This window comes from Jatrophihabitans sp., assembly GCA_036389035.1.
Taxonomy (GTDB): Bacteria; Actinomycetota; Actinomycetes; order Mycobacteriales; family Jatrophihabitantaceae; genus Jatrophihabitans_A.
This window is the reverse complement of the sequence record DASVQQ010000039.1, coordinates 212,889-234,611: the sequence shown is the minus strand read 5'-3', so window position 1 is coordinate 234,611 and position 21,723 is coordinate 212,889. Positions and strand designations below refer to the sequence as shown.

19 protein-coding genes are annotated in these 21,723 nt (G+C 70.7%); 6 read left to right on the top strand and 13 right to left on the bottom strand.

Going from position 1 to position 21,723, the window contains the following annotated elements:
• Positions 1 to 44 precede the first annotated feature (44 nt).
• The gene (gene ligD / locus VF557_19840) at positions 45 to 1,055 is read left to right on the top strand and encodes a non-homologous end-joining DNA ligase (protein HEX8082470.1); all 1,011 of its coding nucleotides are present in this window, start codon (positions 45 to 47) and stop codon (positions 1,053 to 1,055) included.
• 56 nt (positions 1,056 to 1,111) lie between these two features.
• On the opposite strand, the gene VF557_19835 is transcribed toward ligD, so the two are convergent.
• Both VF557_19835 and VF557_19830 read right to left on the bottom strand, forming a co-directional pair.
• Positions 1,112 to 1,501: a VOC family protein gene (locus VF557_19835; protein HEX8082469.1), complete on the bottom strand. Its 390-nt coding sequence runs from the start codon at positions 1,499 to 1,501 to the stop codon at positions 1,112 to 1,114.
• A gap of 125 nt (positions 1,502 to 1,626) precedes the next feature.
• Complete coding sequence (locus VF557_19830) at positions 1,627 to 2,979, bottom strand: hypothetical protein (GenBank protein HEX8082468.1); 1,353 nt, start codon at positions 2,977 to 2,979, stop codon at positions 1,627 to 1,629.
• A 660-nt stretch (positions 2,980 to 3,639) separates the two neighbouring features.
• On the opposite strand from VF557_19830, the gene VF557_19825 reads away from it, so the two are divergent.
• Positions 3,640 to 4,275 carry a M15 family metallopeptidase gene (locus VF557_19825; protein HEX8082467.1) on the top strand — a complete coding sequence of 212 codons (636 nt, stop codon included), beginning with the start codon at positions 3,640 to 3,642 and terminating at the stop codon, positions 4,273 to 4,275.
• Between the two features lie 5 nt (positions 4,276 to 4,280).
• Here VF557_19825 and VF557_19820 read toward each other — a convergent pair whose 3' ends face one another.
• Positions 4,281 to 6,323 (bottom strand): primosomal protein N', encoded by a 2,043-nt coding sequence (locus tag VF557_19820; protein HEX8082466.1) that lies wholly within the window; start codon positions 6,321 to 6,323, stop codon positions 4,281 to 4,283.
• Positions 6,324 to 6,544: 221 nt separating this feature from the next.
• Between VF557_19820 and VF557_19815 the strand changes: the two genes are divergently transcribed.
• Positions 6,545 to 7,282, top strand: a complete 738-nt coding sequence (locus VF557_19815; protein ID HEX8082465.1) for a class I SAM-dependent methyltransferase — start codon at positions 6,545 to 6,547, stop codon at positions 7,280 to 7,282.
• 89 nt (positions 7,283 to 7,371) lie between these two features.
• Here VF557_19815 and metK read toward each other — a convergent pair whose 3' ends face one another.
• From metK to rpoZ, 3 genes are read right to left on the bottom strand one after another with little or no spacing between them, the layout of a single operon-like run.
• Entirely contained in the window at positions 7,372 to 8,577 is a 1,206-nt protein-coding gene (gene metK, locus VF557_19810) for a methionine adenosyltransferase (protein HEX8082464.1), read from the bottom strand.
• A gap of 33 nt (positions 8,578 to 8,610) precedes the next feature.
• Complete coding sequence (gene coaBC, locus VF557_19805) at positions 8,611 to 9,843, bottom strand: bifunctional phosphopantothenoylcysteine decarboxylase/phosphopantothenate--cysteine ligase CoaBC (GenBank protein HEX8082463.1); 1,233 nt, start codon at positions 9,841 to 9,843, stop codon at positions 8,611 to 8,613.
• Between the two features lie 31 nt (positions 9,844 to 9,874).
• A complete protein-coding gene (gene rpoZ / locus VF557_19800) occupies positions 9,875 to 10,138 on the bottom strand; it encodes a DNA-directed RNA polymerase subunit omega (protein HEX8082462.1) in 264 nt (87 codons plus the stop codon).
• A 290-nt stretch (positions 10,139 to 10,428) separates the two neighbouring features.
• Here rpoZ and VF557_19795 point away from each other — a divergent pair, with 290 nt between their 5' ends.
• From VF557_19795 to VF557_19785, 3 genes are read left to right on the top strand one after another with little or no spacing between them, the layout of a single operon-like run.
• Positions 10,429 to 11,628 carry a Re/Si-specific NAD(P)(+) transhydrogenase subunit alpha gene (locus VF557_19795; GenBank protein ID HEX8082461.1) on the top strand — a complete coding sequence of 400 codons (1,200 nt, stop codon included), beginning with the start codon at positions 10,429 to 10,431 and terminating at the stop codon, positions 11,626 to 11,628.
• The gene (locus VF557_19790; protein ID HEX8082460.1) at positions 11,625 to 11,951 is read left to right on the top strand and encodes an NAD(P) transhydrogenase subunit alpha; all 327 of its coding nucleotides are present in this window, start codon (positions 11,625 to 11,627) and stop codon (positions 11,949 to 11,951) included. Before VF557_19795 ends, VF557_19790 begins: the two co-directional genes overlap by 4 nt.
• Positions 11,948 to 13,342 (top strand): NAD(P)(+) transhydrogenase (Re/Si-specific) subunit beta, encoded by a 1,395-nt coding sequence (locus tag VF557_19785; GenBank protein HEX8082459.1) that lies wholly within the window; start codon positions 11,948 to 11,950, stop codon positions 13,340 to 13,342. The genes VF557_19790 and VF557_19785 overlap by 4 nt, the downstream gene beginning before the upstream one ends.
• A 17-nt stretch (positions 13,343 to 13,359) precedes the next feature.
• Here VF557_19785 and gmk read toward each other — a convergent pair whose 3' ends face one another.
• From gmk to carA, 7 genes are all read right to left on the bottom strand, one after another.
• Entirely contained in the window at positions 13,360 to 13,944 is a 585-nt protein-coding gene (gene gmk, locus VF557_19780) for a guanylate kinase (protein ID HEX8082458.1), read from the bottom strand.
• Positions 13,941 to 14,276, bottom strand: a complete 336-nt coding sequence (mihF, locus tag VF557_19775) for an integration host factor, actinobacterial type (protein ID HEX8082457.1) — start codon at positions 14,274 to 14,276, stop codon at positions 13,941 to 13,943. Before mihF ends, gmk begins: the two co-directional genes overlap by 4 nt.
• A gap of 221 nt (positions 14,277 to 14,497) precedes the next feature.
• A complete protein-coding gene (gene pyrF / locus VF557_19770) occupies positions 14,498 to 15,373 on the bottom strand; it encodes an orotidine-5'-phosphate decarboxylase (protein HEX8082456.1) in 876 nt (291 codons plus the stop codon).
• Positions 15,370 to 16,341 (bottom strand): dihydroorotate dehydrogenase, encoded by a 972-nt coding sequence (locus VF557_19765; GenBank protein HEX8082455.1) that lies wholly within the window; start codon positions 16,339 to 16,341, stop codon positions 15,370 to 15,372. Before VF557_19765 ends, pyrF begins: the two co-directional genes overlap by 4 nt.
• Positions 16,342 to 17,232, bottom strand: coding sequence for a dihydroorotate dehydrogenase electron transfer subunit (locus tag VF557_19760; protein ID HEX8082454.1), 891 nt, complete (start codon positions 17,230 to 17,232; stop codon positions 16,342 to 16,344). It lies immediately after the preceding gene.
• Positions 17,229 to 20,564 (bottom strand): carbamoyl-phosphate synthase large subunit, encoded by a 3,336-nt coding sequence (gene carB, locus VF557_19755; protein ID HEX8082453.1) that lies wholly within the window; start codon positions 20,562 to 20,564, stop codon positions 17,229 to 17,231. Before carB ends, VF557_19760 begins: the two co-directional genes overlap by 4 nt.
• Positions 20,564 to 21,670 (bottom strand): glutamine-hydrolyzing carbamoyl-phosphate synthase small subunit, encoded by a 1,107-nt coding sequence (carA, locus tag VF557_19750; GenBank protein HEX8082452.1) that lies wholly within the window; start codon positions 21,668 to 21,670, stop codon positions 20,564 to 20,566. Before carA ends, carB begins: the two co-directional genes overlap by 1 nt.
• Positions 21,671 to 21,723: the final 53 nt, after the last annotated feature.

Here is a 21,723-nt window from a genome sequence, read left to right as displayed (position 1 = left end):
GCGTCGGAGGCCACCACGCCTCAAGGTGGGTGCAGGATGGGCGGATGAGCAAAGATGACGTCCGCGACGGCGTCCAGCTGACGAACCTCGATCAGCCGCTGTTCGACGGCGCGGGCGCCACCAAGCGTGAGTTCGTGGACTATCTCGACGCCATCGCCGACCGGATGCTGCCGGGCCTGCGGGATCGGCCGCTGTCGGTGGTGCGCATCCTGCGCGGCCAGGACGCGTTCATGCAGAAGAACGTTCCCAAGTACACCCCGGAGTGGGTGAAGACGGTGACGGTGTGGGCCGAGGCGTCCAAGCGCGAGATCTCTTACGCGCTGTGCGATGACCGCCCGACGCTGCTCTGGTTCGCCAACCAGCGCGCCGTGGAGTACCACCCGACGCTGTTCCGGCTCGACCAGCGCGATCGGCCGACGCACCTGGTGCTCGACATCGACCCGCCGGAGGGGGCGGCGTTCCGGGTCGCCCTGGACGCTGCCCTGCTGGTGCGACAGGCGCTGGCCGAGGTGGGGATGCGGGGCGCGCTCAAGACCAGCGGCGCCAAGGGCGTGCACGTCATGGTGCCGATCGCGGGCGCGGCGACGGAAGAGGTGGCCGCGGCGACCCGGGCGCTGGCGGTGCGCGCCGAGCGCCTGGACCCGGCGCTGGCCACCACGGCGTTCGTCCGGGAGGACCGTGAGGGAAAGGTGTTTCTGGACTCGACCCGCGCCGGCGGGGCCACGGTGGTGGCGGCGTACAGCCCGCGGCTGCGCGCTGGGCTGCCGGTGTCGTTCCCGCTTTCCTGGGACGAACTCGACAGCGTCCAGCCCGCTGACTTCACCGTGCACACCGCGCTCGGGCTGATGGGTTCGGGTGATCCGTGGGCCGAGCGGATGCCGGAGCCGCAGCCTTTGAGCGAGATTCTCGTCGAGGAGGGCCGGCTGATCCCGATCGCGCGGGTGGCCGCCATGCACGAGGGCAAGCGGCGGGCGCGCGCACGCCGGGAGGCGGACGAGACCGCGGCTGGCGAAACGGCCGAGGCCACCGGCCAGTCACCGGATGCGCCTGCTTGACCGGCGGCTGTCTGACTGGCGTCTGTCTGAACAGCGGCTGTCTGACCGGCGTCAGGTCACGGGGCCGGTCGCATGCGCGGGGGCAGCTCCTGCAGGACCCAGCCGTTGCCGTCCGGGTCGTCGAAGGTCACGAATGAGCCCCATGGCTGCACGTCGACCTCGCTGGCCTGCACACCGTGGTCGAGCAGGTGCTGGCGAGCCGCCGCCGCGTCGGGCACCACCACCTGCACGCCGCGCTGGCTGCCCGGCGTCATCTGGGTGATGCCGGTGCCGAACGCGATCGAGCACGCCGACCCGGGCGGGGTCAGCTGCACGAAGCGCAACTGCTCGTTGACCTGCTGGTCGTGGTCGGCGTGGAAACCGACCTGATCGACGTAGAACGCCTTGGCGCGGTCGACGTCGGTCACCGGGATGAAGATGAGCTCGATCTTCCAGTCCATGTCCATCCTCGCAAGGTAGGACAGCCGTCTGACAACACCGCGAGCGGCGGTGTGGCTGCAGCGACCGATCCCGGGGCGCCGGCCCGGCTCACGCGCACTGCGCGCGAGCCGGGCCGTACTGGTGCCAGATGTCAGGCTGGAGGCTCAAGCCCCGGCCGGTCGTCGAACAGCTGCACCCAGCGCCCGTCGAACCCGCCGTTGGCGGCGGTGTACCAGGCGCCGCGCAGCCAGTCGCCGTTCTCCTCGGTGCTGTCGGTGTCGACCGTCCCGTCGTGGACGAAGTAGTCATGCTGCCACCAGTAGGAGTTGGGCGAGTCGTAGCGTCCGCTGGCCATCTGACGGGTCCACACGGAGTTGTCGGTGCCCACCCCTTCGAAAGCCTCGAAGTCGTCGCTGGTGGAGGGCCAGTCCTCGTCCGCCTCGGCGGAGTAAGCGCCGTAGAACCAGTCCTTGAGCAGTTGCCCGTTGCGCCCGCCGTCCAGATCGGACTTTCCGTTGTCACGGGCCCGCGTGTGGAAGCGCTGGCGTCCGGCGGGGACATCGATCGCCCCCGTCTCGTTCACGACCGGCGACTCCAGCACGATGTCGCCCGCCGTGCTCGACAGCCAGTGCGTGGACCAGGCCGGGTTGCCGGACCAGTGGCTCAGGGTGATGTCGGCGATGTCCTGCAGTTCATAGGTGAGCCGCTTCGTCTGGTACCAGGCGATGGTCTGCTCGTTGTCGTATCCGGTGAATGACGTGGAGGCGTTGGAGAAGTTCAGCGGCTTCGCGCCCCAGGCGCTGACCGCGGCCGAGGACGACTGCGGGACGAAGATGTAGTGGACGTTCTTGTCACTGTCCTTGCCGCTGATCTCCACCTCGGCCTGGTTGGTCGAGGGTTGGCTGATGAGCGCGCTGTGGGTGTCGTTGGAATACCGCAGCTCGTGCGCGTGGGTGGCCGTGACCTCGCCGGCCTCGTCGGCCTGCCAGATCATCAGGTGCTTGCCCGTGGCGGTGTTCATGAAGTTGAACCCGGAGTCCCCGCGCTTGCGGATGATGTCCTCACTGTGATGGGTGATGGTCGAGGTGTTCACGTACTCACCGGTTGCCCCGGGCGTGCCGGTGACGTTGCGCACGACGATCTCGATCCGCTCCCAGTCGTGGATCTCGGAGCCTTCCTTGTCCGCCGCGTTGTACACGTGGTAGAGCAGCACCAGCGACTTGGTGCTGCCGGTCATGTACTCGATCAGCGAGGTGTACAGGGTCGGGCGGATCCGCCACCTGGCGTACGGGCTCGTGGTCGCCTTGGCCGCCGACGCGGCGGTGTACTGGTTCACCTTCAGCCAGTTGACGCGGTTCGTCGCGAAGTTCTGGTCCTGGTCGAAGTCGTAGTTGGTCAGCCAGTCGCGGCCTTCCTGCGCGTTGTTCTCGTTGCCGCGCTTGAAGATCACCGGCGCGTAGTAGTTGAGATAGGCCTGGCGCTGCGTGTTCGTCAGCAACGGCACGACGGCATGAGCCTCTTGGTTTGAGATCACCGGCAAGGTCGCCAGGACGAGCACCGCGAGAACCATCGCTCGCAGCGCAGTGCGAAGCGACGTTCGGGGCAGCTGGGCAGGGCCAGGACTGGACGGGAGGGGCGCGCGGAACCGCACATGTACTCCTTGGGGGTGTGAGGGCGACCGGCAACTGGCCGATTCACGCCTCGCTTCGAACGGGCAGCAATATTGTATATTATGTACTAATTAATAATGGAAATGTGATCGCGGCTCCGACCCTTTGGCGCACCTGTTCCTACCGGATGACCAGGCGACCCTGACTCGCCGGCGAGCACCGCACGGTCGCCTTCCGGGCCTGACGGCATCGCCGGTCTTGTGCGGCGAATTGCCTGCCAGTCGGCAGACCGCCAGGATGGGCCCATGATCAGGTTCGGGCGGTGGTGGCTTGCGCTGCTGCTACTTGCCGCCAGCGCAGGCTGCACCTCGCGCCCCGCCGCTGACGCGCAGCTGCCGGCTAGTTCCTCGCCGTCGCTCTCGTCGTCTTTCGCGTCCTCGTCCCCGGCGCGCTCGTCGTCGGCGGGCACGGTTGGCTCGTCACCCGCCCGCACCACAGCCCGGTCATCAGTGTCGCGGCTTGCGACCTCGCGGCCTCCGACGTCACGTCCCTCGGTGTCGCGTAGCGCGTCGGCGCCGCCGGCCGGGGTCACGGCCCGCGCGGTGGGGTTGGTCGATATCCGGACGGTCGTCCCCGACGCGATCGTCGAATTGCGCTATGCCACCAGCAACAACTTCGTCGGCGTGCCGATGTACCCGGCCGGCGCCCGATGCCTGGTGCACGAGTCGATGGCGCCCGGCTTGAAGGTGGCCGCGGACCGGTTGCGGCGCGAGGGCTTTGTCGTCGTCTTCTGGGACTGCTACCGGCCGCACGCGGTGCAGGTGCGCATGTTCGACATCGTCTCCGACCCGCAGTGGGTGGCCCGGCCCGGGCCGTACGCGACCAGCCACGTAGCCGGCCGCTCGGTCGACATCACGCTTGCCTATGCGGCCACCGGTCGGCAATGCCCAGCCGCTCAGCGAGTCCAACGCCGTTGCCTGCTGGACATGGGCACCGACTTTGACCACTTCTCGTCGATCGCTAGGGCGTTCGCGACCGACGGGGTCAGCCAGCAGGCGCAGGCCAACCGGGCGCGGCTGCGGTCGGCGATGAATTCCGGCGGGATCACCGTGTACTCAGGTGAGTGGTGGCACTTCAACGGGCCAAACTCCGGGGTCAGGCGCCCGCACCTCAACGCCCCGCTCACCTAGTCCGGTCAGAACAACTCAAGCGGGTCAAGCATGATCCGCACCGCTCCCCCGGACTTGCGCGCTGATCGGACGGCCGCCGCGGCGTGCAGGGCCTCGGCCAGCGCCACCCCGTCCGGCCGCGGCACCCGCAACAGGCTGCGGATGTGCTCGGTCGGCTGGCCGCCGCGAACAGCTTGCACCGGCACCGAGCCGAGCTCCTCGGCCGAACCAGGCAGCTGGCTCAGCGACAGCAACTCGGCGACGTCAGCCGGCGCGCCGACCAGGGCAGCCATCCGGCTGATCGGCGGAAAGTGCAGCTCACGCCGGTCGGCCAGCTCACGCTCGGCATGCCCGGCCGGGTCCCACCGCAGCAGCGCCTGCACCACCGCCAGCGAGGCGTCAGCGCCGACGATCACGGTGCCGTCGCCGCGCACCAGCGCCGCCGCGTTCGCCCAGCGCCGCATCGCCTCCTCCGCCGCCCGCAGGTCGGGCCGGGACAGCAACGCCCAGCCGTCCAGCAACAGCGCCGCGCCGTACCCGTCCGGGGCGACCGGCTCAGCGCCCGGCGTCGCCACCACCAGCGCCGGCCCGGCCGGGATGTCGGCCAGCACCGAATCACCGGCGCTCACCCGCAGCACCACCCCCGGAAACGCCCGGCCCAGCTCCTCGGCGGTCCGGGTCGAGCCGACCACCATCGCCCGCAGCCGGTCGGCGCCGCACTTGGGGCAGCGCCAGTCCGCCGCCGGCCGGCCGCACCACCGGCAGGACGGCAGCCCCTGCCGCGACGCCGCCGCCAGCGGCCCGGAGCAGTGCCGGCAGCGGGCCGGCGTCCGGTCCTTGGCGCACGCCAGGGTCGGCGCGTAACCGCGCCGGGGCACCTGCACCAGCACCGGGCTGCCGGCGGCCAGCGCGGCCCGGGCGGTTCGAAAGGCCAGCGCCGGCAACCGGGTCGACCGGGCGACCGGGTCGCGTTCGAGTTCCACCTCATCGCCCAGCGCCACGATCCGGGGCGCGGCGGCCCGCAGCACCGCCCGGTCGGCGACGATCGGCTGCGCCCAGCCCGACTCGACCAGCAGCGCCGCCTCCGCAGTCCGGGCGAAGCCGGCCACCAGCAGCGCCGCGCCGGTGCCGGCGGCTCGCAGCACGGCGACGTCGCGGGCATGCGGGTAGGGCGCGCGGGGCTCGGCGTGCAGGTCGTCGCCGTCGTCCCAGATCACCACCAGCCCCAGGTCGGCCACCGGCGCGAACACTGCCGACCGGTTGCCGAGCACCGCCCGGACCGCCCCGCGCCGCACCGCCAGCCACCGCCGGTAACGGGCCTCGGGTCCCAGATCGGCGCTCAGCACCACGTGCGAGCCCTTGGGCAGCGCCGCCTGCAGCGCCGCGTCGACCCGGCTGATGTCGCGCCCGTCGGGCACCACCACCAGCACCCCCCGACCGCCGGCCAGCGCCGCCTGCGCCGCCTCGGCGATCCGGGCCGGCCAGTCCTCCCCCGGCACCGCGTTCCACACCGCCCGCACCGGCCGGCCGGCCTGCACCCCGCTCAGCCAGGCAGCGCCGGCCCGGTAGCGCGCCCAGCCGTCCGGATCAGGCGCCGCAGGCGCAACCGCGGCCTCGACTGCCACCGCCGACTCGGCACGGGCATGCCGGGGCGGCACCGCCAGCCGCAGCACGTCGGCGAAGGTGCCGGCCCACCGATCGGCCACCGTGCGGAACAGCTCGGCCGTCTCAGCGGTCAGCACCGGCTCGTCGCCGACGCCCCGCTCCAGGTAGGACAGCCGGCCGTCGTGCTCGCTGGCCTCGAGCCGCCGCAGCACCCAGCCGTCGATCAGCCGGCCGGCGAACCGCACCCGGACCCGGGACCCGGGAACCACCACCTCGTCCAGCTCGGCCGGCACCAGGTAATCGAAGGGTCGGTCCAGGTGCGGCAACGGCGAGTCGACGGCCACCCGCGCCACCGGCAGCAGCTCAGCCGGCTGGCGGTCCCGCGGCGGCCGCGGAGCCCGGCGGACGGCCGCCCGCGCCGCCAGCCCGGGCAGGCTGGGAGCGTCCGTGCGGTCGGCGGTCACGGCATATGCCTACCAGCCGAGGCCGACGTTCTCCGACCCCATACGTCCAGCGCTCAGCTCTCGACGCGCCGATCGTTGGCCCGATAGCAGGGCGACTCGCCGACGCAACCCCTGCAGCGCGGCCAACGATCAGGCGAGCGGCGGGCGGCGAGGCTGGACTCCGGCGTTAAATTCGAAGGTAAACGTTCGTCGGCACCGCCCAAGCACACCCAGGGAGACACGTGACGCAGTACGACACGATTGCCCTCGACTACCAGAAGATCTCTGCCGCCGTGCCGCTCCGCGACGCCGAGTGGCACTCACTGCGCGCCCGGCTTGGTGACCTCACCGGTCTCTCCGTCCTCGACCTGGCCTGTGGCGACGGGATGGGCACCCGCCTCCTCAGACAGTGGGGGGCCGCGCACGTGGTGGGCGTCGACATCTCGCCGCAGATGATCGCGCTGGCCCAGCAGCGAGAAGACACCGAGCCCATAGGAATCGAGTACCGGGTCGCGGACGCCGCGACGCTGGGGAGGATCGGCGAGTTCGACCGGGTCTCCGCCGCCTACCTCCTGCACTACGCCGAGAACCGGGATCAACTACGCCAGATGGTGCGGACGGCCTACGACAACCTCAAGCCGGGCCAGCACTTCGTGGCGAGCATCGCCAACATCCTGCAGCCACCGCAGCCCGTCTTCGATCAGCGCAAGTACGGGTTCTCCTTCCGCCTGATGGAGGAAACCCTGCACGAGGGGGCAAGGCTTCGCGGCACGTTGTTCCTCGGCGAGAAGACGGTGGAGTTCGACTTCTACTGGCTGCCCTGGGAAGCGTATGAGGAAGCATTCCGAACCGTGGGATTCCGCTCGTGGAAGATCGAGCCTTTCCTGATCCCTCCGGACTCCGAACGCAAGCGCGGCGCGGGCTTCTGGGAAGAATTTCTCGCCAGACCCTCGGGGATGCACATCACCTGTTCCAAATAGCTGGAAACCGCATTGTGCGGCCCGAACCCGCGGTTTCGACCGAGATCGGCGCGGGTTCGGGCCGCACAATGGCGACAAGCAGAGAAGGATCAGCTGTTGGCGAGTTTGGCCAGCTGCTCGGCGCGGTCGGTCCGCTCCCAGGTGAAGTCGGCGTCCTCGCGGCCGAAGTGGCCGTAGGCGGCGGTCTTCTGGTAGATCGGGCGCTTGAGGTCCAGGTCGCGGATGATCGCGGCCGGCCGCAGGTCGAAGGTTTCGTTGATGGCGTCGACGATCTTGTCGACCGGCACCGTCTCGGTCCCGAAGGTCTCGACGAACAGCCCCACCGGCTCGGCCTTGCCGATCGCGTAGGCGACCTGCACCTCGATCCGGCTCGCCAGCTTGGCGGCCACCACGTTCTTGGCCACCCAGCGCAGCGCGTAGGCCGCCGAGCGGTCGACCTTCGACGGGTCCTTGCCGGAGAACGCGCCGCCGCCGTGGCGGGCCATGCCGCCATAGGTGTCGACGATGATCTTGCGACCGGTCAGGCCGGCGTCGCCCATCGGGCCGCCGACCACGAAGCGGCCGGTCGGGTTGACCAGCACCCGGTAGTCCGAGGTGTCGATGCTCAGCCCCTCGAGCACCGGCTTGATCACGTGCTCCTCGATGTCAGGCTTGAGCAGGGTGTCGAGGTCGATGTCCTCGGCGTGCTGACTCGAGACCACCACCGTGTCGAGCCGGGCGGCCTTGCCGTCGACGTACTCGATGGTGACCTGGGTCTTGCCGTCGGGACGCAGGTAGGGGACGGTGCCGTTCTTGCGGACCTCGGTCAGCTGCTCGGCCAGCCGGTGCGCCAGCCAGATCGGCAGCGGCATCAGCTCGGGGGTGTCGTCGCAGGCGTAGCCGAACATCAGGCCCTGGTCGCCGGCGCCCTGGGAGGCGATGGCGTCCTCGGCCTCGTCCGCGCCCTCGACCCGCGCCTCGTAGGAGGTGTCCACGCCCTGGGCGATGTCAGCCGACTGGGCGCCGATCGACACGCTCACGCCGCAGGACTCGCCATCGAAGCCCTTGCGCGAGGAGTCGTAGCCGATGCCGAGGATGGTCTTGCGGACGATCGTCGGGATGTCGGCGTAGGCGTTGGTGGTGACCTCACCGGCGATGTGCACCTGGCCGGTCGTGATCAGCGTCTCGACCGCCACCCGGCTGGCCGGGTCCTGGCTCAACAGGGCGTCCAGGATTCCGTCCGAGATCTGATCGGCGATCTTGTCCGGATGTCCTTCGGTGACGGACTCCGAGGTGAAGAGGCGACGACGGCTCACAAAAGCTCCTAGGGGTGTGATGGCAAGGGCAGTCTACTCAGGTAGCAATGCCGCGATCGCATCCCAAAGGGCTGCGGCTAACACGGTTTTGGGACCGAGTGGGACGTCGATCTCGGGTCCGGTCGCGCTCAGGATCACCGCGGCGTTGTCGGGCAGGCCGAAGACCCGGCCATCGGACACGGCGTTGACGACCAGCAGGTCACAGCCCTTGCGGGCCAGCTTCGCCCGGCCGTGGGTCAGCACGTCGGCGTGCCGGTCACCGGTCTCGGCCGCGAAGCCGACGATCACCGGCGTGCTCAGCCGGCCGACGGAGCGGGCCCGAACCAGTTCGGCAAGCACGTCCGGGTTGCCGATCAGCTCGATCGGGGCCGGGGCGGCGTCAGTCTTCTTGATCTTGACCTCGGCCGGCGCGGCCGGTCGGAAGTCAGCCACCGCGGCGGCCATCACCACCACGTCGGCGTACTTGGCCGCGGCGTGGGTCGTGGCGCGTAGCTCCTCGGCGCTGCCGACCCGGATCAGCTCGATGCCCGCCGGGCACGGCAGCTCCACGTTGGCCGCCACCAAGTGCACCTCGGCCCCGCGGGCGGCGGCGACGGCGGCCAGGTCGAAGCCCTGCCGGCCCGAGGAGCGGTTGCCCAGAAAACGCACCGGGTCCAGCGGCTCGCGGGTGCCACCGGCGGTGATCAGCACCCGGCGGCCCACCAGGTCCCGCCGCAGCGCGTCCGGCCGGCGCAGCAGCAGCTCGGCCAGCCGGGCGATCTCGGTCGGTTCGGGCAGCCGTCCCTGGCCGAAGTCGTCGCCGGTCAGCCGGCCGTAGGCAGGCTCCAGCACGACCGCGCCACGGCTGCGCAGGGTGGCCACGTTGGCGACGGTCGCCGGGTGGGTCCACATCTCGGTGTGCATCGCGGGGGCGAACAGCACCGGGCCCCGGGCGGTGAGCAGGGTGTTGGTGAGCAGGTCGTCGGCCAGGCCGTGCGCTGCCCTGGCCAGCAGGTCAGCGGTCGCCGGCGCCACCACCACCAGGTCGGCCTGCCGGCCCAGCCGGACGTGCGGCACCTGCTCGGCGCCGGTCCAGACGTCGGTGAGCACCGGGTTGTGCGACAGCGCGGCCCAGGTCGGCTCGCCGACGAAGCGCAACGCCGCCTCGGTGGGCACCACGGTGACGTCGTAGCCGGACCCGCTCAGCCTGCGCAGCAGGTCCACCGCCTTGTACGCGGCGATGCCCCCGGAGACTCCGAGGACCACCCGGGTGGTCTCGACGGGCACGACAAGCATCATGCGAACCCGTTGCCGTGGCCTAGGCCTCGGACGGCTTGAACTCGATCAGGTCAGAGTTGATCTCGCGCAGCGCGATCGACAGCGCCTTCTCCTGCGGAGCGGTCTCGACCATCGGGCCGACGTACTCCAGCAGGCCCTCGCCGAGCTGGCTGTAGTAGGCGTTGATCTGACGGGCGCGCTTGGCGGCCACGATGACCAGGGCGTACTTGGAGCCGGTCCGGTCGAGCAGTTCGTCGATCGGCGGGTTGGTGATGCCTTCGGGAGCAGGCACAGGTGCGGTCACGCTAGCCTCGGATTCTTCTCGTCAATCATGTGCGCCGCTGGCTACGACAAGATCTGGCCCAGGCAGTCGGCGACCTGAACGCCACGCACAGTCCTGGCAATCCTACCAACTCCGCGGCGCCGGACTGGCGCCTGCGACCGGACCCCGCGCAACGCCTGTGGGCAAGGTCACGGGTATCGATTCAGTGACCCGCTAGTGTTTGCTCGATGTCGGCCGGGTCGTCCCGGTTCGATGGCCCTGGGCGGGGTAGTCAGGCCGCCCACAGGACACCCAACCGAAAGGCACGCCGGATGAGCACCCTGCGGATCGCGGTGGTGAAAGAGACGGCTGCTCACGAACGCCGGGTCGCCCTCGACCCGGACGGCGTGAAGCGGCTCCAGGCGATCGGCGCCCAGGTGCTGGTCGAGGTCGGCGCCGGCGCCGGCGCCTGGTTCGACGACGAGTCCTACCAGGCCGCCGGCGCGCAACTGCTGCAGCGGGGCGAGCTGCTGGCCCAGGCCGACCTGGTGCTCTCGGTCGGCCCGCCCGCCGAGGACGTGCTCGGCACGCTGCGGGCCGGGCAGGGCTGGCTGGGACTGCTGGCGCCGCTGACCAACCCCGAACTGGTCCGCGCCCTCACCGACCGCGGCGTCACCATGATCAGCCTGGACGGGCTCCCCCGGACGCTGACCAGGGCCCAGTCGATGGACGCGTTGAGCTCGCAGGCCAGCGCCGCCGGGTACAAGGCCGTGCTGGTCGCCGCCGAGCACTACGACCGGTTCTTCCCGATGCTGATGACGGCGGCCGGCACCTCCAAGCCGGCCGCGGTGCTGGTGCTGGGCGCCGGGGTCGCCGGGCTGCAGGCGATCGGCACCGCCCGCCGGCTCGGCGCGGTGGTCAGCGGCTATGACGTGCGCCCGGCTGCCCGGGACGAGGTCAAGTCGCTGGGCGCGAAGTTCCTGGAGCTCAAGGCCGGCATCGCCGGGGCCGGTGAGGGCGGCTATGCCCGCGAGCTGACCGCCGAGGAACGCCAGGCCCAGCAGCAGGAACTGGCCGAGCACATCGCCCGGCACGACATCGTGATCACCACCGCCCAGGTGCCCGGCCGCGTCCCGCCGGTGCTGGTCACCGCCGACACCGTGGCCCGGATGCGGCCGGGCTCGGTGGTGGTCGACCTGGCCGCCAGCCGGCTCGGCGGCAACGTCGAGGGATCGGTGCCCGGCGAGACCGTGCTTACCGGCAACGGCGTCCGGCTGGTCGGAGCGGCCAACCTGCCGTCCCAAATGGCCACCAGCGCCTCGCAGGCGCTGTCACGCAACATGGCCGCGCTGGTGCAACACCTGGTCAGCGACGGCCAGCTGGCCATCGATCTGGAAGATGAGATCCAGCGCGGCGTGGTGATCAGCCACGGTGGCGAGATCGTGTCACCGGCGGTGGCCGCCGTGGTCGCTCCCGCCTCGGTGACCGCTCCCCCGGCCGGCGCGGCTTCGAGTGAAGGGCAGCTGTCATGACCCAGGGATTCGTCGGCAACCTGACGATCTTCGTGCTGGCCCTGCTGGTCGGCTTCGAGGTGATCAGCAAGGTGCCGGCAACGCTGCACACCCCGCTGATGTCGGGCGCCAACTCCATCCACGGCGTGGTGCTGGTCGGCGTGGTGATCCTGTCCTCGTTCGTCGAGGGGACGTTCGGCTACGTCCTGACCTTCGTGGCGGCCGCCTTCGGCGCGGCCAACGTGGTCGGCGGGTACGCGGTGACCGACCGGATGCTGCAGATGTTCCGTAAACGCCCGATCCCGGCCGGCTCGGCGAAGGCCGTGGAAGGCGAGACCGCATGACCGTCGACAACGGCGTCCGGCTGGCCTCGCTGTTCGGCGCGGTGGCCTTCGTGCTCGGCCTGCACATGATGAACTCCCCCGCCACCGCCCGGCGCGGTAACCAGCTGTCGGCCTTCGGCATGCTGGTCGCGGTCGTGGCCGTGCTGGTCTCGGTGTCCGACAGCGGCACCATGACCTCCACCCGCTGGATAGTGCTCGGCACCGGCACCCTGATCGGCTCGGCGGTCGGGCTGTACTCGGCCCGGGCCGTGGCGATGACCCAGATGCCCCAACTGGTCAGCCTGTTCAACGCCGTCGGCGGCGGCGCGGCGGCGCTGATCGCGGTGGCCGACTACCAGCACGACAGCCACGTCTCGGCCGGTATCGCGACCGCGGTGGTGCTCGACGTGCTGATCGGCGCCGTGACGTTCTCGGGCTCGCTGATCGCGGCAGCCAAGCTGCAGGGCTACTGGAGCCAGCCGATCAACTTCCCCGGCTCGCGGCTGATCTCGATCGTGCTGACCCTGGGCGCGCTGGTCGCCGGGATCGCGGTGATCGCCGGAGCGCACAGCCCGTGGCTGCTCGCGGTGGTGCTGATCGCCTCGCTGGGCATCGGCATCGGCATGGTGCTGCCGATCGGCGGCGCCGACATGCCGGTCGTCATCTCGCTGCTCAACGCCTTCACCGGCACCGCGGTGGCGATGGCCGGCTTCGTCCTGGAGAACGCCACCCTGACCATCGCCGGCGCTTTGGTCGGCGCCTCTGGAGCCATCCTGACCAAGCTGATGGCCGACGCGATGAACCGCTCGGTGCTCAGCATCATGGCCGGCGGGTTCGGCACCGGCGCGGCCGGAATCGAGGTCGGCCCGGCCGGCGGCGGCTCGGTCAAGTCGATCGCCCTGGACGACGCGGCCCTGCAACTGGCCTATGCCAGCAAGGTGATCGTGGTGCCCGGCTACGGCCTGGCCGCGGCCCAGGCCCAGCACGAGGTGCGCGAGCTCGGCGAGCTGCTGGAGAGCCGGGGCATCGAGGTCTCCTACGCGATCCACCCGGTGGCCGGCCGGATGCCTGGCCACATGAACGTGCTGCTGGCCGAGGCCAACGTGCCCTATGACCAGCTGCGCGAGATGGAAGAGATCAACCCCGAGTTCGACCGCACCGACGTGGCCCTGGTCATCGGCGCCAACGACGTCACCAACCCGGCCGCCCGCCGGCCCGGCAACGCCGTCTCGGGCATGCCGATCCTGGACGTCGACCGCGCCCGCAGCATCATCGTCATCAAGCGCTCGATGGCCTCGGGCTATGCCGGCATCGACAACGAGCTCTACGGCGACCCCAAGACCAGCATGCTGTTCAGCGATGCCAAGAAGGGGCTGGCCGCGCTGGTGACGGCCACCAAGCAGGTCGACTGACCCGGCTCAACTCAGGCTCAGGAGACGGGGACGCTGAGCAGCGACACCACTTCGGCGGCGGCCCGCTCGACGTCGTCGTTGATCACCACCACGTCGAACTCGTCCCGGGCCTGCAGTTCGTACTCGGCGCGGGTCAGCCTGGTCTCGATCACGTCGCCGGTCTCGGTGCCCCGACCGGTCAGCCGGTCGCGCAGCTCGTGCTCCGACGGCGGGGCCAGGAACACGAACTGGGCGTCGGGCATCCGCTCGCGCACCTGCCGGGCGCCCTGCAGCTCGATCTCCAGCAGGGTGGGCCGGCCGGCGGCCAGGTGCTGCTCGACCGGCCGGCGCGGCGTGCCGTAGCGGTGGCCGGCGAAGGTGGCGTACTCCAGCAGCCGGTCGGTCTCGATCAGCTCGTCGAACTGGGCGTCGGTGAGAAAGTGGTACTGCACCCCGTCCACCTCGCCCGGGCGGGGTTTGCGGGTGGTGCACGAGATCGACACCCAGACGTGCGGGAACAGCCGGCGCACCTCGGCCACCACGGTTCCCTTGCCCACCCCGGACGGTCCTGACAGGACGGTGAGGCGGGCGGGCACCATGGCGTCCTCGGCTGGTCCGGTCATGACTGCGATTGTGCCGTCTGCATGATTCGTTGGAGTAACGCGGCGCGCTGATGAGGGCCCAATCCTCGTAACCGGCGGGATTCGGCGATCCGCAGCTCGGCCAGCAGCGCCGCCGCCCGCACCTTGCCATAACCCGGCAGCGCGGCCAGCAGCGCGGTCACCCGCATCGCGGCCAGCTGGTCATCGGCGTCGGCCCGCTCCAGCAGCCGGTCAAGGCTGAGCCGGCCGCTCTTGAGATCGGCCCGGGCCCTGGCCCTGGCCGCCCGGGCGGCGCTCGCCTTCGCCAGCGCGCCGGCCCGCTGCTCAGCACTGAGTGGAGGAGCCTCCGGCATGCCTGCCACGCTACCGGCTCAGGCCATGTCATCGGATGGATCGCGGCATCTAGATTGCCGCCGATGGATTATGGCCGGGCAACCCGGCGGGCCCAGAGAAAACGACCCGTATCACTTTTGATCGCCCGGACGACCAATAACGATCCGGGACGGCCAATAACGATCCGGGACGGCCAATAACGATCCGGATCGTTGAGCATCCGGTAACCAGCGACCGAGATTCAGCCGCGTAGGAAGAGGAAGTCCTCGACGGCCCGCTCGGCGGCGGCGCGCAAGGCGGGCAGTCCCGGCCCGGCCCGCAGCACCTCCCGGGACACGCTCGGCAGCACCGCTCGCAGGCTGGAACCGAAGATCCGCCGGACGTCGGCCGCGGTGCCGCCCTGGGCGCCGATGCCCGGCACCAGGAATGGCCCGTTCAAGTCGCCGAGCTGCGCGACGGAGTCACCGATGGTGGCACCCACGACCACGCCGAACGAGCCGAGCGGCTGGACGCCGGCATTGCGCGCGGCCAGCTCGTCGATCACCGACTGGGCCACCGTCCGGCCGTCGGCCAGCCGGGCGTGCTGCACCTGCGGCCCCTCCTTGTTCGAGGTCAGGGCGAGCGTGAACACCCCGGCGCCGTGCCGCTCGGCCAGCTCGAAGGCCGGTTCCAGCGAACCGACGCCCAGGTAGGGGCTGAGCGTGATCGCGTCCACCGCCAGATCCGAGGACGGGTCGAGATAGGCCTGGGCGTAGGCGGCCATGGTGGAGCCGATGTCGCCGCGCTTGACGTCCAGCAGCACCAGCGCGCCGGCCGCCCGGGCGGCGGCGATGGTCCGCTCCAGCACCGCGACGCCGCGCGAGCCGAACCGCTCGAAGAACGCCGACTGCGGCTTGATCACCGGCGCCAGGTCGGCGAAGGCCTCCACGCAGCTCAGCGCGAACCGCTCCAGCGAGGCCAGGTCATCGGCCAGCCGCCACTGCTCGAGCAGCTGGGCGTGCGGGTCGATGCCCAGGCACAGCGAGCCCCGCCGCTCCAGCGCGGTGCTGAGCCGCTGACCGAAGCTGGCAGGCCGCGCGGTCGCCTCGGGGTCGGTCACCTCCGAAGCCGGATTCATGCCGACACCGGTTGGCTGGCACCACTCCGCAGGGCCGCCTGCTGCTCCGGGCTCTTGTGCGCGAAGCCGATCGCGTCGGTGACCGAGGAGAACCCGCGGGCGTCGAGTTCGGCTTCCAGCTCGGCCAGGATCCGGACCGGCGCCGTCGGGTCGTGGAACACCGCGGTGCCGACCGAGACCGCCGAGGCGCCGGCCAGCAGGAACCGCAGCGCGTCGCGGCCGGTCATGATGCCGCCCATCCCGAGCAGCGGCAGATGCGGCACCGCCTGGTGCACCTGCCAGACGCAGCGCAGCGCCACCGGGCGGATCGCCGGCCCGGACAGCCCGCCGGTGCCGCCGCCGAGCACCGGCCGCAGGGTGTCCAGGTCGATCTCCATGCCCAGCAGGGTGTTGATCAGCGAGATCCCGTCCGCGCCGGCGTCGGTGACCGCCCGGGCGATCAGTCCGATGTCGGTCACGTCGGGCGACAGCTTGGCGAACACCGGCATGTTGGGATGCGCCGCCCGCCGGACGGCCGAAATCACCCGGCCGGCCGCGATCGGGTCACAGGCGAAGACCTGGCCGCGGCTCTCGACGTTCGGGCAGGAGATGTTGACCTCGATCAGGTCGGCCGGGTGGTTGTAGAGCCGTTTGGCCAGCGCCACGTACTCGTCGGTGTGCCCGCCGGCGATCGACACCACCGCCCGCGCGCCCTGGGCGTGCAGCCAGGGCAGGTCATGGGCCAGAAAGGCGTCGATGCCCGGGCCCTGCAGGCCGATCGAGTTCAGCATCCCGCTCGGCGTCTCGGCCATCCTGGGGGTCGCCCGGCCCGACCGGGCCCGCAGCATGATCGACTTGGTGACGAAGCCGCCGAGTGCGGCGAGGTCGAAGAACTGGCTCAGCTCCTTGCCCGACGCGGCGCAGCCCGACGCCGTCAACACCGGGTTGGGCAGCTGCAGCCGCCCCAGCGAGGTTCGCAGGTCCACCATCTAGCGCCCCATCCCATCAGCTCCGTGCAGGTCAGCCGGCAACGTCCCGACGTCGGCCCAGCGCACCCGGCCGGCTTCGAAGACCGGCCCCTCCACGCAGGAGCGGACGAAGCGCGACACCCCGTCCGTTCCGCGGACCGGCAGCACGCAGGTCATGCACACCCCGATCCCGCACGCCATCGCCTCCTCGACCGCGACCTGGGCCGGGATGGCGTGCGCCCGGGCCACCTCGCCGACCGCGGCCAGCATGCCCATCGGCCCGCAGGCGTAGACGATCTCGGCACCCAGCCGCTCGATCGCCGAGGGCAGCGGGTCGGTGACCTGGCCGAACTGGCCGGCCGAGCCGTCGTCGGTGGTCACGGTGACCTTGCCGATCAGCCGCTTGGCCTGCAGCTCACCGAACAGCCGGTCGGCCCGGGAGGCCCCCACGATCATCTCGACCTCGCTGCCCAGGCCGATCAGCCGCTCGGCCAGCGGCAGCAGCGGGGCGGTGCCGTAGCCGCCGCCCACCAGCACGGCCGGCACCGCGTCCCGGGGGATCGGAAACGGCGTTCCCAGCGGGCCGACCAGGTTCAACCGGGCCCCGATCCGCTGGCTGACCAGCCACTCGGTGCCCGGTCCGTGCACGGCCACCACGAACTGGATGGTGCCGGCGAACTCCGAGCCCGGCTTCACCCCGTAGAGCGCGAACGAGCGGCGCAGCAGCATCGAGGTCTGCGACCCGCCGACCGCCACCGCCACGAACTGGCCCGGCGCGAAGGCACGCGCCACCCCGGGCGCGACCACCGTCAGCTGGGTGTAGTCGCCGAACCTGGTGATGTCGAAGATCTCACCGATCTCCTGCACCGGGCCGGTCGCGTTCGCCGCCGTGCTCTCGACGTCGGCACTCATCGGCCGGTCCCCTTTCGCCAGCTGGCCAACGCTCGGTGATGCGATTGCAAGGAGGCCACCGTCACCTCGTCGCGGATGAGTTCCTCGATGCCCTGGACCGCCGCCGCAACCGCCTGGACGGTGGTCAGGCATGGGATGCCGACGTGCACGGCGGCCGACCTGATCTCGTAGCCGTCGATCCGCGGGCCGGAGTTGCCCGGCGAGCCGAACGGGGTGTTGAGCACCAGGTTGACGTTGCCGGCCAGGATCTGCTCGACGATGTTGCCGGCGCCCTCGGAGTATTTGCCGACCATCTCGGCAGGCACCCCGTTGCGGCGCAGCACCTGCGCGGTCCCGGTGGTGGCCAGGATCCGGAAGCCCAGGTCGAAGAGCCGGCGCACCGGGAAGATCGCGGCGCGCTTGTCCCGGTTGGCGATCGAGACGAACACCGTGCCCTTGGTGGGCAGCGAGCCGAAGGACGCCGCCTGGGACTTGGCGAAGGCCGAGCCGAAGGTCCGGTCCAACCCCATCACCTCACCGGTGGATTTCATCTCCGGGCCGAGGATGTTGTCGACCAGGTCCCCCGACGGTGAGCGGAACCGGTGGAAGGGCAGCACCGCCTCCTTGACCGCGATCGGGGCGTCGACGGGCAGCTCACCGCCGTCGCCGTAGCGGGGCAGCAGCCCTTCCTGGCGCAGGTCGGCGACCGTGGCGCCGACCGCGATCCGGGCCGCCGCCTTGGCCAGCGGGACGGCGGTGGCCTTCGACACGAACGGCACCGTGCGGCTGGCGCGCGGGTTGGCCTCCAGGACGTAGAGGATGTCACCGCTCAAGGCGTACTGGACGTTGAGCAGGCCCCGGACCCCGACGTGGTGGGCGATCCGCTCGGTGGCCGCCCGGACCCGCTCGATGATGCTGCTGCCCAGCGTGATCGGCGGCAGCGTGCACGCCGAGTCGCCGGAGTGGATGCCGGCCTCCTCGATGTGCTCCATCACCCCGCCCAGGTAGAGGTCGACGCCGTCATAGAGGGCGTCGACGTCGATCTCGACGGCGTCGTCGAGGAACCGGTCCACCAGCACCGGGTGATCGGGGGCGATGTCGGTGGCCTTGGCGATGTAGGTCGACAGGCCCGCCTCGTCGTAGACGATCTCCATCCCGCGCCCGCCCAGCACGTAGGACGGCCGGACCAGCACCGGGTAGCCGATCGAGTCGGCGACCTGCTTGGCCTCGTCGAAGGAGGTGGCCAGTCCGTGCTTGGGCGCAAGCAGCCCGGCCAGCGCCAGCACCCGGCCGAACTCGCCGCGGTCCTCGGCCAGGTCGATGGCCTCGGGCTGGGTGCCCAGCACCGGCACCCCGGCGTCCTTGAGCCGTTGCGCCAGGCCCAGCGGGGTCTGCCCGCCCAGCGTGCAGATCACCCCGGCGACGGTGCCCGACTGCCGCTCGGCGTGCACCACCTCCAGCACGTCCTCGAAGGTCAGCGGCTCGAAGTACAGCCGGTCGGCGGTGTCGTAGTCGGTGGAGACCGTCTCGGGGTTGCAGTTGACCATCACCGTCTCGAAGCCCGCCTCGCGCAGCGCCATCACCGCGTGCACGCAGGAGTAGTCGAACTCGATGCCTTGCCCGATCCGGTTGGGCCCGCTGCCCAGGATCAGCACCTTGGCCCGGTCGGGCTGCGGCCTGACCTCGGTCTCGGAGTCATAGCTGGAGTAGTGGTACGGGGTGAGGGCGGCGAACTCGGCGGCACAGGTGTCCACGGTCTTGAACACCGGCCGGATGCCGGCCCGGTGCCGCAGCAGCCGGACCCCGTCCTCGCCGGCCAGCTCCGGGCGCAGCGCCGCGATCTGGCGGTCCGACAAGCCTTGCCGCTTCGCCCGCCGCAGCAGCTCGGCCGTGAGGTCCGGCGCCTCCAGCAGCTCCTGCCCCACTTCCAGGATCAGCGCGAACTGGTCGATGAACCACGGGTCGATGCCGGTGGCCTCGGCCACCTCGGTGACGGTCGCGCCGGCCCGCAGCGCCCGCTCGATGGCATAGATCCGCCCGTCGGTGGGGACCGAGGCGATGCCCAGCAGCTCCTCGGTCGACGCGAGCCCGAGATCCGGGTCGGCGCTGGTGAAGAAGCCGGCGGCCTTGGTCTCCATCGAGCGCAGCGCCTTGCCCATCGCCTCGGTGAAGTTGCGCCCGATCGACATCGCCTCGCCGACCGACTTCATGTGCGTGGTGAGCACCGGGTCAGCGCCCGGGAACTTCTCGAAGGCGAACCGCGGGATCTTGATGACCACGTAGTCCAGGGTCGGCTCGAAGCAGGCCGGGGTGGCGCCGGTGATGTCGTTGGTGACCTCGTCCAGGGTGTAGCCGACCGCGAGCTTGGCGGCGATCTTGGCGATCGGGAAGCCGGTCGCCTTGGAGGCCAGCGCCGAGGACCGCGACACCCTCGGGTTCATCTCGATCACGATCATCCGGCCGGACTTCGGCTCGATCGCGAACTGGATGTTGCACCCGCCGGTGTCGACGCCGACCTCGCGCAGCACGGCGATGCCGACGTCACGCATCTGCTGGTACTCCCGGTCGGTCAGCGTCATCGCCGGCGCGACGGTCATCGAGTCCCCGGTGTGCACCCCCATCGGGTCGATGTTCTCGATGGAGCAGACCACCACCACGTTGTCCTTGCGGTCGCGCATCAGCTCCAGCTCGAACTCCTTCCAGCCGAACACGCTCTCCTCGACCAGCACCTCGTGCACCGGCGAGGCGTCCAGCCCGCGCGAGACCTGGGTGAGCACCTCCTCGGCCGAGTGCGCCATCCCCGAGCCAAGGCCGCCCATCGTGAAGGACGGCCGGATGACCACCCGGTTGCCGACCGTCTCGGCGAAGGCCACCGCCTCGTCCAGGCTGTGGCAGACCGCCGAGAGCGGGACGTCGGCGCCGACCGTCCGGACGATGTCCTTGAACTTCTGCCGGTCCTCACCGCGCTGGATGGCGTTGATGTCGGCGCCGATCAGCTCCACGCCGTGCCGCTCCAGGACGCCGCGATTGTGCAGCGCGACAGCCAGGTTCAGCGCCGTCTGGCCGCCGAGGGTGGCCAGCAGCGCGTCGATCGGGTGGCCCAGCGCCGCCTCGGTCTCGATCACCTTCTCCACGAACTCCGGCGTCAGCGGCTCGATGTAGGTGGCGTCGGCGAACTCGGGATCGGTCATGATGGTGGCCGGGTTGGAGTTCACCAGGCTGACCCGGAAGCCCTCGCTGCGCAGCACCCGACAGGCCTGGGTGCCGGAGTAGTCGAACTCGCACGCCTGGCCGATCACGATGGGCCCCGAGCCGATCACCAGGATGTGGTGGATGTCGCTGCGCTTGGGCATCAGTTGTTCTCCAGGAGTTCGGCGAACCGGTCGAACAGGTAGGCCGCGTCGTGGGGACCGGCCGCGGCCTCCGGGTGGTACTGCACCGAGAACGCCGGGACGTCATGGGCGCGCAGCCCCTCCACCACGTTGTCGTTGAGGCAGATGTGGCTGACCTCCACACTGCCGAAATCTGTCGAAGTCGGCCGATCGATCGGGGCGTCGACGGCGAAGCCGTGATTGTGGGCGGTGATCTCGACCTTGCCGGTGGCCCGGTCCTGGACCGGTTGGTTGATGCCGCGGTGGCCGTAACGCAGCTTGTAGGTTCCGAAGCCGAAGGCCCGCCCCAGCAGCTGGTTGCCGAAGCAGATCCCGAACACCGGGGTGCCGGTCGCCAGCAGCTCGCGCAGCAGCGCGACCGCGCTGTCGGCGGTGCCCGGGTCACCGGGTCCGTTGGACAGGAACACCGCGTCGGCGCCGGTGTCGAGCACCTGCCGCACGCTGGAGTCGGCCGGCAGCACGTGGCTGGTGATGCCGCGCTGCGCCAGCCGGTGCGGGGTCATCGTCTTGATGCCGTAGTCCAGCGCCGCGATGGTGAACCGGCGGGTTCCGATCGCCTCGACGGTGTAGGCCTGGCGGGTGCTGACCTCGCCGGCCAGATCGGCGCCGGCCATCCCCGGCGAGCTCAGCACCCGCTGGCGCACCGAGTCGGGGTCCAGGTCGGTGGAGGAGATCGCGCAGCGCATGGCGCCCCGCTCGCGCAAATGCCGGGTCAGCGCCCTGGTGTCGATGCCCGAGATGCCGACCACGCCCTGGCTCAACAGCTCCTCGTCCAGGGACCGGGTGGCCCGCCAGCTCGACATCCGCCGGGCCGGGTCGCGCACCACGTAACCCGACACCCAGATCCGCGAGGACTCCTGGTCCTCGTCGTTCACGCCGGTGTTGCCGATGTGCGGGGCCGTCTGCACCACCACCTGACGGTGATAGGACGGGTCGGTCAGGGTCTCCTGGTAGCCGGTCATGCCGGTGTTGAACACCGCCTCGCCGAAGGTCTCACCGGTCGCGCCGTAGGACTGGCCGCTGAAGAACCGGCCGTCCTCCAGGACCAGAATCGCCTTGTCAGTCATGGAAATTTCCTCGTCCTCGATACTCGATCGCCGTTATCCACGCCGGGTAGCCA

Coding starts and splice junctions, on each gene's coding strand:
- ligD (HEX8082470.1), top strand. CDS start 45: ATGAGCAAAGATGACGTCCGCGACGGCGTCCAGCTGACGAACCTCGAT.
- VF557_19835 (HEX8082469.1), bottom strand. CDS start 1,501: ATGGACATGGACTGGAAGATCGAGCTCATCTTCATCCCGGTGACCGAC.
- VF557_19795 (HEX8082461.1), top strand. CDS start 10,429: ATGAGCACCCTGCGGATCGCGGTGGTGAAAGAGACGGCTGCTCACGAA.
- VF557_19790 (HEX8082460.1), top strand. CDS start 11,625: ATGACCCAGGGATTCGTCGGCAACCTGACGATCTTCGTGCTGGCCCTG.
- VF557_19785 (HEX8082459.1), top strand. CDS start 11,948: ATGACCGTCGACAACGGCGTCCGGCTGGCCTCGCTGTTCGGCGCGGTG.
- gmk (HEX8082458.1), bottom strand. CDS start 13,944: ATGACCGGACCAGCCGAGGACGCCATGGTGCCCGCCCGCCTCACCGTC.
- mihF (HEX8082457.1), bottom strand. CDS start 14,276: ATGCCGGAGGCTCCTCCACTCAGTGCTGAGCAGCGGGCCGGCGCGCTG.
- pyrF (HEX8082456.1), bottom strand. CDS start 15,373: ATGAATCCGGCTTCGGAGGTGACCGACCCCGAGGCGACCGCGCGGCCT.
- VF557_19765 (HEX8082455.1), bottom strand. CDS start 16,341: ATGGTGGACCTGCGAACCTCGCTGGGGCGGCTGCAGCTGCCCAACCCG.
- VF557_19760 (HEX8082454.1), bottom strand. CDS start 17,232: ATGAGTGCCGACGTCGAGAGCACGGCGGCGAACGCGACCGGCCCGGTG.
- carB (HEX8082453.1), bottom strand. CDS start 20,564: ATGCCCAAGCGCAGCGACATCCACCACATCCTGGTGATCGGCTCGGGG.
- carA (HEX8082452.1), bottom strand. CDS start 21,670: ATGACTGACAAGGCGATTCTGGTCCTGGAGGACGGCCGGTTCTTCAGC.